This window comes from Yersinia sp. Marseille-Q3913 (assembly GCF_963892745.1).
Classification (GTDB): Bacteria; Pseudomonadota; Gammaproteobacteria; order Enterobacterales; family Enterobacteriaceae; genus Yersinia; species Yersinia bercovieri.
Window position 1 is genome coordinate 35,988 of sequence record NZ_CAWQAF010000026.1, and the last position, 9,399, is coordinate 45,386.

Genomic DNA, 9,399 nt, shown 5'->3' on the forward strand with positions numbered 1-9,399 from the left:
TGGCTGCCTTGCTGTAGCTCCAATTACTTTGGGGGATACCTTCGTACTTGAAACTACAGCGGTGTTAGCTGCACTCACTTTCCTGAATCACTGACGTGATTGGGCATAGAAACATTATTTACTGCTTAATTTTGTGCTTATGACGTCCATAGTTGATAAACTGGCGTATCTTTGCATAATGCGCACTCATATACGCAACCAACAGACAGAAAGCACCATGATAAATGACGTCATATCCCCGGAGTTTGATGAAAACGGCCGTGCCATGCGCCGTATTCGTAGTTTTGTTCGCCGTCAGGGCCGCTTGACCAAGGGCCAACAACTGGCGCTGGATAGCTACTGGCCGGTGATGGGCGTGGAATATCAGGCAACGCCGGTTGATTTAAGCGCTCTATTTGGCCGCGAAGCGCCAGTGGTATTGGAGATAGGTTTCGGTATGGGCACTTCGCTGGTGGCTATGGCGGCCAGTAATCCACAGCAGAATTTTCTGGGAATAGAAGTTCACTCTCCGGGGGTCGGTGCATGTCTTGGTTCAGCGCACGAAGCTGGCCTGAGTAACCTGCGGATCATGTGTCATGACGCCGTTGAAGTGCTGGAAAACATGATTCCAGATGCTTCATTGGATATGGTTCAGCTGTTTTTCCCCGACCCATGGCACAAAGCGCGCCATAATAAGCGCCGTATCGTCCAGACACCTTTTGTTGAACTGGTGAGAAGTAAACTAAAAGTGGGTGGCGTGTTCCATATGGCCACCGACTGGCAACATTATGCGGAACATATGCTGGAAGTTATGTCAGGTGTGAACGGATTCCACAACCTTTCAGAACAAAATGATTATGTACCTCGTCCGGACTCACGTCCGCTGACAAAATTTGAATTACGTGGCCAGCGTCTGGGACATGGCGTTTGGGATCTGATGTTTGAGAGGAAAGAATAATGGCTAATAATCGTAGTCGTCGCTTACGTAAGAAAATGCATATCGCTGAGTTTCAGGAATTAGGTTTCTCGGTAAAGTGGACCTTCCCTGAAGGTACAGGTGTTGATGTCATTGATGAAACTGTCGATGCTTTTATCGATGAAGTTATTGAAGCAAACGGCCTGGCATTTGATGGCAGTGGCTATTTGCAGTGGGAAGGTCTGATTTGCCTGCAAGAGATCGGTCACTGCACTGATGAGCATCGTGCATTGGTCACTAAATGGCTGGAAGCTCGCAAGCTGAGAAATGTAGAAACCAGTGAGCTGTTTGATATCTGGTGGGATTGATCTTCCGTTTTAACAGCAGATAATGAATAAGGGCGCCTAAGCAGGCGCCTTTATACTGTTTCATGATGTTGAAATTAAAGGATTAATTTCTATCAGTGTCCACGCATTGACCACATCGACAAAAAAGGCCCGCGATTGCGGGCCTTAATTTATGCGTAACGGAACAATTAGTTAGATTTTGGTCGTGTAAACAAAACCAACATCCCGATAATGATATCGCCGATAACCCAAATGGTGCCGATCATCATCATGCCGATACCTGTACCGATAGCCGCCCCTGCACGTTCTGCATCAGAGCCAGCATTTTGCATAACTTCGCCAGTAGAACCGACGCCCGCAACTAACCAATAAATCATAAGCAGATTAAATAAGATAAAACTCCACTTAATGACTTTACCAAAAAATGTACGCTTTGGTTTTCTTAGCTGATGGCCGCAAGACGGGCATTTAAACGCAGTATCACTAACATTATTGGTGCATGAAGAACATTGAACTAATGCCATTTACTTATTCCCTTTTATGTAATTACTTCTAGCCCAGTGGTTTAATACTTCAGCAATTGTAATGAGTAATAAGTCATCAATCCAATAAAAAGCCCGCACGCGGCAGGCTGATTGAAAACTGTTGAGTATCAAAAACCTAAATCAAACTGATCATCACCCAGATGCCCTGGCAGAAACAGATCGCGGGGTAGGGTTGCAGTGTTATTACGGCTGGGGTGGGACAGGATTTTATCGACTGATTGCAGCGTGGTGAACGTACAGCTGCAAAGCAGGTTTTGGCACTGGTGGTAATTCTCTTTGGTATTGACGGTTATCATTCTGCTGGTACGGGTGCGGGTGACGGCACCACATTGTGGGCATGACATCATGATAATAACTCCAACCTTCTCTTGCTTGGCTAAAGTATAACCTATTCATTCTCCGAATTCTTTTCCTCTGTTTCTTCTCCCGCCATATCCCAGTTGGATATTTTCACTTCAAAATTTAGTGCGGTCGTAAAGCCATTATCGCCGATGGTGTGAGTGACCTGGGTAATGATCCAATCGGCCTGATCAATCTCCGGCTTAAAGCCTTGCATCACGGCGGGCAGTTCTGGAAATAAGTCAGCGCGGCCGCGTGCCAGTGTCATAGTAAATTCAGCCGCACCCCGTTGCAGTTTCGACCAGCGGGCGGCAGCGGCACGACGGGCGGCCCGTTCTGTCTTGAATGTTTCGCGCATCACAAAAACGTTCCCCTCGACACCTTCCAGATAATTTCCCTCTTTGCTGCTTGATGCCGGCGTCTTTACTTTCGGCGGTGTTTTACTTTTCCGCTTGCGGCGAACGCTGGTTTTTTGTGGCTTGCCGTAGTTGAGATCCAGCCAGTAGGCGGTAACGCCTGTATAGGCGTCACGGTCAGCGACCCGAAAACTGTGTTTGTCACCACTGGCGCGGGTGATGGTGATGGCCGGTAACAGTTTGCCGCTTTGGGATAGCGCGCGTCCTGGATGCATGAATAACAACATGCCGTTTTTGATGGTGGTAATTGCGCCGAGCTTTTCCGCCATGCGGGTTAAAAAGCTGATATCTGACTCGCTGGTCTGGTCGGCGTGGTCGATCTCTATTTTCCCTAAATCCTCACTGACGCCCGCTTTCAGGTCATAGCGCGAGGCAATACTGGCAACCACTTTCCCGACGGTAATATCGTGCCAACTGTACTCCCGTTTCACATTGAAGGTATCGCGAAAATCAGCACTGCGGGCGGTGACAATCAGCTGATCCGGCGGGCCAGTATGGCTGATTTCATCCACGGTAAAGCGGCCCTTACTGATCAGCGGTTCACCTTTCCAGCCCAGCGCAATATCAATCTGTGCCCCACGTTTAGGCAAGGCGACTTTCTGGTCAGCGTCATCAATGACCAATTCCAGCATATCAGCTTCAAAACCACGGTTATCGGTCAGCGTTAAACTGATCAGCCGGTCGTTAACCGTGGTCTGAGTTTTGCCGCCTATTTTGATATCAAAGGCGGGGCGTGGGGTGAGGTCGTCCGGGAGTAGTTGCATAGCGCTATTTTTACGGGGAAACGACGCGCAGACAAACCCCTGTTTGCTGTGTCAGGCCTGATACAACAGGCAGGCGGTGATTTACGCGCGAGGTTGGTTGATGATTTCGGCAAGGATTAATCCTTTTCGGAGCGTACCCCCATGACAACAAATTATCACCACGGTGTGAGCGGTGAGGAAACCACTGACACCTCGACCATCATTAACGATATCGACTCCGCCGTGATTGGTGTGGTCTGTACTGCGGACGATGCTGACGCCACCACCTTTCCGTTGAATACGCCGGTATTACTGACGCGGGTTAAGAACGTGCTCGGCAAAGCGGGGAAAACTGGCACATTACGCCAAACCCTGAAGGCCATCTCTGATCAAACCAGCCCGCAAACCGTGGTTATCCGTGTGGCGGAAGGGGGCACAGAAGAGGGCGAAAAGAGCACCGAGGCCAATGTGATCGGCGGCGTGGATGAGAACGGTTTATACACTGGCCTTTATGCCTTGATGGTCGCTGAAATGCGTGTCGGCGTGAAGCCACGCATCATTGGCGCACCGGGGCTGGATACCTTGGCAGTGGCCAATCAAATTGCCATTTTTGCCCGAGAACTGAAGGCGTTTGCTTATATCAGTGCCAACGGCTGCAAAACCATTGCCGAGGCCAAACTTTACCGCAAGAACTTTATTCAGCGCGAAGTGATGGTGATTTACCCCGACTGGCTGGCCTATGACAGCGAAGCTGAAAGCAACGTTGTGGTGCCCGCACCGGCTTATGCGCTGGGGTTGCGCGCCAAGATTGACGCGGATATTGGCTGGCATAAAACCCTGTCCAACGTGCCGGTTGATGGTGTGCTGGGGACATCGGTTGATATCTATTTTTCCTTGCAAGGCAAAGACACCGACGCCGACGAGCTGAACAGCAACCACATTACCACGCTGATCAAGCAAAAAGGTTTTCGCTTCTGGGGTTCCCGCACCTGCGAGGAAGAGGTGTTTATTTTCGAGAGCTACACCCGCACCGCGCAGATCCTGCTAGATACCATTGCGGAAGCCCATTTCTACTATATCGACAAACCGCTAACGCCGTCACTGGCGAAAGATGTTATCGACGGTATCAACCGCAAATTGTCGGCCTATGTTACCGCCGGTCGCCTGTTGGGTGCACGGTGCTGGTATGACACCGACGCCAACAGCACCGACACGCTGAAGCTGGGCAAGTTGACCATTCGTTACAACTACACCCCGGTGCCGCCGCTGGAGAATCTGGGGTTGATTCAGGAATTCACCGACGAATATTTCGCGAGCTTTGCGAATGCCGTCAATAGCTAAGGGTTATTACTATGGCATTGCCAAGAAAACTTAAGTATTTCAACGTCTATGTCAATGGCGAGAGCTATCTGGGGCAAGCCTCAGAGCTGACACCGCCAAAGCTGACTATCAAGACGGAAGATTATCAGGGTGCCGGTATGCCCGGTTCGGTGGCGGTGGATCTCGGCTTTGAGGCGGGGGCGCTGGATATGGAATTAACCCTCGGCGGGCTGGCCCCTGAATTGCTGAAACTGTGGGGTACGCCTACCGCTGACGGGGTGCAGTTCCGTTTTGCTGGCTCCTATCAGGCGGAGGATACCGGTGAGGCGATCCCGCTGGAAATCCAAACGCGCGGCCGTTACACCGAGCACGATCCCGGCAGCGCGAAACAGGGTGATGATACCAGCCATAAATACACACTGAAAAATACCTACTGCAAAATCACGGCCAACAACGAGGAACTGGTCGAGTTGGATGTCCTGAACATGATCTACCGGGTGAACGGTGTGGATATGCTGGAAAAACACCGCGCTAATATTGGCCTTTAATCTGGGAATTTATTTATGTTGAATACCATTGTTTTACAAACACCGATCAAGCGCGGGAAGACAATCATCAAAGAAGTTTCTTTGACAGGCGCGCTGAAACAGGCCGGTTCTTTACGTGGCCTGAAGATGTACGACATCATTACCACCGATGTTAACGCCCTGATTAAGCTGTTGCCGCGCGTCACTTCTCCGGCGCTGACCGAGATTGAACTGATCACCATGGACACTTGGGACTTTTCCCAATTGGCACAAGAGGTTGTCACTTTTTTACAACCTGCTTCGGAGGCGGAACCGACGACAACGGAAGCCCTGCCTGCGAATTTGGATTTAGCCAAATAGAAGAGGTGATCGCTGATATCGCGGTTGTTTTTCACTGGTCATTGCCCGATCTCTGGGTAATGACTGTGCCCGACCTTTTAGACTGGCGTGAACGTGCAGTAGCACGCTGGGGAACCACGGAAGAATAAGCATGGCTGACCGCAACCTACAGATCAAAGTGGCTTTAGGGGCGGTCAATAATCTGACTCAACCTTTTAATGCCGCCCAGAAAAGCACCGCCGCACTGGGGCGGCAAATCAAATCCACGCGCGATAACCTGCGCGACTTACCCAAACAGGCCGCCAGTTTCGACAAGCTGGCCGAGTCCAGCAATAAAGCCGCCGCCCGTATAGAGAAATTGCGCCGGGCATCAGACGCGGTTAAATCCCTCGACAATCCTACCCAGAAGCAGATCGCCGCTGTGCAAAAGTGGGATAGCCGTTTGGGTAAGTTGCAGGAAAAACAGACCGTTGAAGTGCGGCGGCTGGCTGAACTGCGCGCCAGTCTTTACCAGCACGGCGTCTCGGTTGCCAGTAACAGCACTGCCACTGAGCAAATCACCCATCGCACCGCCCAATATAACCGTCAGTTGCAACTGCAAGAGCAGCGACTCAAGCGGGTGGCAGCGGCGCGGGCCAGTTACGATCGCGGGCAGGAGCTGCGCGGTAAGTTGCAATCCGGCGGTATGACGGCACTCGCCACCGGTGCGGTGATGGCGGCCCCGGTGGCTCTGGCGCTGAAGAGTTACAGCGGCATGGAAGATGCCATGAAGGGGGTGGCGAAACAGGTTAATGGCCTGCGCGATGATAACGGCCAGCGCACCACGCAATTCTATGAAATGCAAAACGCCATTAAAGACGCGGCCGAAGATGCCCCCTTGCCGGGTGGCGCGGCTGACTTTGCCGCCCTGGTCGAAGGTGGCGCACGCATGGGGGTGACAACCGAGGGGGCTGACTGGGCGCAGCAGAAAAAAGAGCTGTTGGACTTTGCTAATGTCTCCGCCAAAGCGTCGAAAGCCTTTGAGCTGCCCGCCGGTGAACTGGCGGAAAGTCTCGGTAAAATCTCCGGGTTGTACAAGATCCCCACCAAAGATATTGAACAGCTGGGCGACGCGCTGAACTATCTGGATGATAACGCCCAGTCGAAAGGCGCGGATATCATTGATGTGTTGCAACGCATGGGCGGCGTGGCTGACCGGCTCAACTACAAACAGGCGGCAGCTCTGGGATCGACCTTCCTGTCTCTGGGGGCACAGTCTGAAATTGCCGCCAGTGCGGCTAATGCGATGGTGCGCGAACTGTCGATTGCCACCATGCAAAGCGACAAGTTCCTCACCGGGCTGGATGCGCTGGGGATGGATGAAAGCAAGATTGAAAAGGCGATGTCTGTCGATGCGATGGGTACTATTCGCGAAGTGCTGGGCGCAGTTAAAAAACTGCCCGACGTAGATCGGCTACGGGTACTCACTCAGCTGTTTGGTAAAGACTTCGGTAAAGATGCCGCCAAGCTGGTGAACAATATTGATGAGCTGGACAGGCAACTCGCCCTGACCAGTTCGGCAGGCTCCAAAGGCTCCATGCAAAAAGAGTCTGATATTGATAAAGACTCTATATCGGCACAATTGCAGTTGTTAAAAACTGGCGGCGGTAACGCCCTCAGTTCGATGGGTGAAACCCTGCGCGCGCCCATGCTTGACGTGGTCGATACGCTGAAAAACATGATTGGCGGTGTGCGTCGCTGGGTGGAAGCTAACCCCAAACTGGCAGGCACCATCATGAAAGTGGTGGCGACACTGTCGATTGCTACTATTACGCTGGGCGGATTGGCGCTGGCTGCGGCGGCATTACTGGGGCCGATGCTGGCCCTGCGGTTGGGGTTCTCGTTACTGGCCGGTAACGGGGGGTTGGGTGCGTTGCTGCCAAAATTCACCTGGTTGTCGGGGGGGATCGGTCGGTTAATCCCTAACATACTGCGCGTGTCTCCGGCGTTATTGTCATGGCGAACCAGTGCTAGTGTGGCCGGTTCCGCACTGGGTGGGTTGCAGTCGAGAATGGCGCTGCTCGGTTCTAATGCGCAAATGGCACTGTCGGGTGCGTCTGGGCGTGCCGGTGCTGCGATGTCCGCTGCGTTTAGTCAGCCGGGTGCAGCGCTGGGTCGTCTTGGCAATATGTTGAAATGGGTAGCAACTTCGCCGCTGCGCCTGTTGGGCAGTATTGGCGGTGCGGTATTTGGTGCGCTGGGGTCTGTGATTGGCTTTCTGTTAAGCCCTATCGGACTACTGGTCGCCGCGTTGGTCGGGGCTGGCATCCTGATTTATAAATATTGGGAGCCGATAAAAGCATTTTTCAGTGGCTTCTTTACCGGGTTAATCGAAGGGTTAAGGCCAGTCAGAGAAGCTTTTGCACCGCTGGCTCCGATATTTGACGGCATTGGCAGCGCGATTGGTCGGGTGTGGAACTGGTTTACTCAGTTGCTTTCACCGGTCGAGTCGTCAAAAGCCTCACTGGAAGCGGCCACCAATGCCGGTAAAACCTTTGGTGAAGTGGTCGGGGCGGTAATTAGTGGGCTGTTCTGGCCGGTAGAACAACTGGCGAAGGGGTTAGGCTGGTTACTGGAAAAACTGGGGGCTATCCCGAAAGCGGCGGATGCCGCCAGCGGTGCGGTGGCAGCGATGAACGGGCCGAAAGCACCGGTGATGTATGAGTGGGACCCGGTACTAAAAAAGATGGTGGCAGCGAAATCCGCGTGGTCGTGGAGTCCTGATAAGCCGGTCGCCGGCAACAGCAGCGCCATGGCGAACGCAGCAGCATCCCCGATCGCCAGCGCGCCCACGGCGGCCCCATCCATTTACGGTGCCGTTGACCGCAGTAAAAAGAAAAAAGGCAGTGGTGACAGCCTCGCCAGCAGTTCGCCAGCCACCGCAGCGGCGGATAATGCGCGGGATAAACTGGGCGATATCGTGTTTAAGAATGTGCCGGATTATCTGCCGCTGGCCTCACCGTACTTATCCGCTCCGGCAAAAGCGGCGGCACAGCCCGGCCTGTTGGCAAGAATGCAGCAGAGCGCCAGCGATATGCTGGCCCGCACGCGGGAGATGATCGCGCCGGGTAATGATTTTGACCAGTTATCACTGGCCGGTGATATTCCACAACTGGCGAGAAAGCCGCTCAGTGCGCAGCGCAATAGTGGCCCGATAACCCATGAGGGCGACCGCTACGACATCACCATCAACCTGCAAGGTCAGCAGGCGGCCAGCATAGATGAGAATAAACTGGTCAATATGTTGTATGACAAAATCGCCACGCTACAGCGCCAGAAAGAGTCCCGCCGCCGTTCCACGCTGACAGACAGGGAGTAATAATTATGATGATGGTTTTTGGGCTATTTGTGTTTGAACTGCGCACTGCGCCTTATCAGAATCTGGGGCAGGAGAGCACCTTCAGGCACGTCAATAACAGTCGGGTAGGCAAGTCGCCACGCTATCAATATATCGGCCCCGGCGAAGATAAAATTACGCTGGGCGGGACGTTGTACCCAGAAGTGACCGGCGGCGATGTGTCGCTGGCGGCACTGCGCACGATGGCCTACACCGGCAAGGCCTACCCGCTAATCGAAGGCACTGGCGGGATCTACGGCATGTTTGTGATCACCGGTATCAGCGAAACCCGCACCGAGTTTTTTAAGGATGGTAAGGCGAGAAAAATTGAGTTCTCGCTCAGTCTGGAAAAAGTCAGCGAGGATTTGCGCGAAATGCTGGCTGATGTGGATCTGGGGTTTGAGGGCCAATGGAACGGTTTTGTACGCTAAGAGGAAATAGCCTTAAATATCATGAGATTTAATACGGTTAAAAAATCAGCAGTTTACACCTGAGCGCAATACCGTATTATCGGATGAGTCAATAAGCAAAGGGAGATAAAGAAATGGATGC

At 52.6% G+C, this 9,399-nt stretch carries 11 protein-coding genes; 8 read left to right on the plus strand and 3 right to left on the minus strand.

Features of this window, described 5'->3' with window-relative positions:
* Nucleotides 1-217 precede the first annotated feature (217 nt).
* A complete protein-coding gene (gene trmB, locus AACW11_RS12455) occupies nucleotides 218-937 on the plus strand; it encodes a tRNA (guanosine(46)-N7)-methyltransferase TrmB (protein ID WP_212586841.1) in 720 nt (239 codons plus the stop codon).
* On the plus strand, nucleotides 937-1,263 hold the full coding sequence (locus AACW11_RS12460; protein ID WP_212586842.1) for a YggL family protein: 327 nt from the start codon (nucleotides 937-939) through the stop codon (nucleotides 1,261-1,263). The genes trmB and AACW11_RS12460 overlap by 1 nt, the downstream gene beginning before the upstream one ends.
* Nucleotides 1,264-1,430: 167 nt before the next feature.
* Here AACW11_RS12460 and AACW11_RS12465 read toward each other — a convergent pair whose 3' ends face one another.
* From AACW11_RS12465 to AACW11_RS12475, 3 genes are all read right to left on the minus strand, one after another.
* Entirely contained in the window at nucleotides 1,431-1,766 is a 336-nt protein-coding gene (locus tag AACW11_RS12465; protein ID WP_138774805.1) for a hypothetical protein, read from the minus strand.
* 128 nt (nucleotides 1,767-1,894) lie between these two features.
* Nucleotides 1,895-2,134, minus strand: a complete 240-nt coding sequence (locus AACW11_RS12470) for an ogr/Delta-like zinc finger family protein (RefSeq protein ID WP_032896990.1) — start codon at nucleotides 2,132-2,134, stop codon at nucleotides 1,895-1,897.
* Nucleotides 2,135-2,175: 41 nt separating this feature from the next.
* Nucleotides 2,176-3,306, minus strand: coding sequence for a phage late control D family protein (locus AACW11_RS12475; RefSeq protein ID WP_212586843.1), 1,131 nt, complete (start codon nucleotides 3,304-3,306; stop codon nucleotides 2,176-2,178).
* Between the two features lie 141 nt (nucleotides 3,307-3,447).
* Between AACW11_RS12475 and AACW11_RS12480 the strand changes: the two genes are divergently transcribed.
* Genes AACW11_RS12480 through AACW11_RS12505 form a run of 6 tightly spaced genes read left to right on the plus strand, consistent with a single transcriptional unit; the run spans nucleotide 3,448 to nucleotide 9,278 of the window.
* The gene (locus AACW11_RS12480) at nucleotides 3,448-4,626 is read left to right on the plus strand and encodes a phage tail sheath protein (protein ID WP_212586844.1); all 1,179 of its coding nucleotides are present in this window, start codon (nucleotides 3,448-3,450) and stop codon (nucleotides 4,624-4,626) included.
* Nucleotides 4,627-4,637: 11 nt separating this feature from the next.
* A complete protein-coding gene (locus AACW11_RS12485; RefSeq protein ID WP_049601750.1) occupies nucleotides 4,638-5,153 on the plus strand; it encodes a phage major tail tube protein in 516 nt (171 codons plus the stop codon).
* A gap of 15 nt (nucleotides 5,154-5,168) precedes the next feature.
* Nucleotides 5,169-5,492, plus strand: coding sequence for a phage tail assembly protein (locus AACW11_RS12490; protein WP_186367693.1), 324 nt, complete (start codon nucleotides 5,169-5,171; stop codon nucleotides 5,490-5,492).
* Nucleotides 5,493-5,551: 59 nt separating this feature from the next.
* A complete protein-coding gene (locus AACW11_RS12495) occupies nucleotides 5,552-5,620 on the plus strand; it encodes a GpE family phage tail protein (protein WP_249192948.1) in 69 nt (22 codons plus the stop codon).
* Between the two features lie 2 nt (nucleotides 5,621-5,622).
* Complete coding sequence (locus AACW11_RS12500) at nucleotides 5,623-8,829, plus strand: phage tail tape measure protein (RefSeq protein WP_212586845.1); 3,207 nt, start codon at nucleotides 5,623-5,625, stop codon at nucleotides 8,827-8,829.
* A 5-nt stretch (nucleotides 8,830-8,834) separates the two neighbouring features.
* A complete protein-coding gene (locus AACW11_RS12505) occupies nucleotides 8,835-9,278 on the plus strand; it encodes a phage tail protein (RefSeq protein WP_145571386.1) in 444 nt (147 codons plus the stop codon).
* The last annotated feature ends 121 nt before the right edge of the window (nucleotides 9,279-9,399 follow it).

Bases quoted from the DNA above. Each gene is read 5' to 3' on its own strand.
- trmB (WP_212586841.1), top strand. From the start codon at position 218: ATGATAAATGACGTCATATCCCCGGAGTTTGATGAAAACGGCCGTGCC.
- AACW11_RS12460 (WP_212586842.1), top strand. From the start codon at position 937: ATGGCTAATAATCGTAGTCGTCGCTTACGTAAGAAAATGCATATCGCT.
- AACW11_RS12465 (WP_138774805.1), bottom strand. From the start codon at position 1,766: ATGGCATTAGTTCAATGTTCTTCATGCACCAATAATGTTAGTGATACT.
- AACW11_RS12470 (WP_032896990.1), bottom strand. From the start codon at position 2,134: ATGATGTCATGCCCACAATGTGGTGCCGTCACCCGCACCCGTACCAGC.
- AACW11_RS12475 (WP_212586843.1), bottom strand. From the start codon at position 3,306: ATGCAACTACTCCCGGACGACCTCACCCCACGCCCCGCCTTTGATATC.
- AACW11_RS12480 (WP_212586844.1), top strand. From the start codon at position 3,448: ATGACAACAAATTATCACCACGGTGTGAGCGGTGAGGAAACCACTGAC.
- AACW11_RS12485 (WP_049601750.1), top strand. From the start codon at position 4,638: ATGGCATTGCCAAGAAAACTTAAGTATTTCAACGTCTATGTCAATGGC.
- AACW11_RS12490 (WP_186367693.1), top strand. From the start codon at position 5,169: ATGTTGAATACCATTGTTTTACAAACACCGATCAAGCGCGGGAAGACA.
- AACW11_RS12500 (WP_212586845.1), top strand. From the start codon at position 5,623: ATGGCTGACCGCAACCTACAGATCAAAGTGGCTTTAGGGGCGGTCAAT.
- AACW11_RS12505 (WP_145571386.1), top strand. From the start codon at position 8,835: ATGATGATGGTTTTTGGGCTATTTGTGTTTGAACTGCGCACTGCGCCT.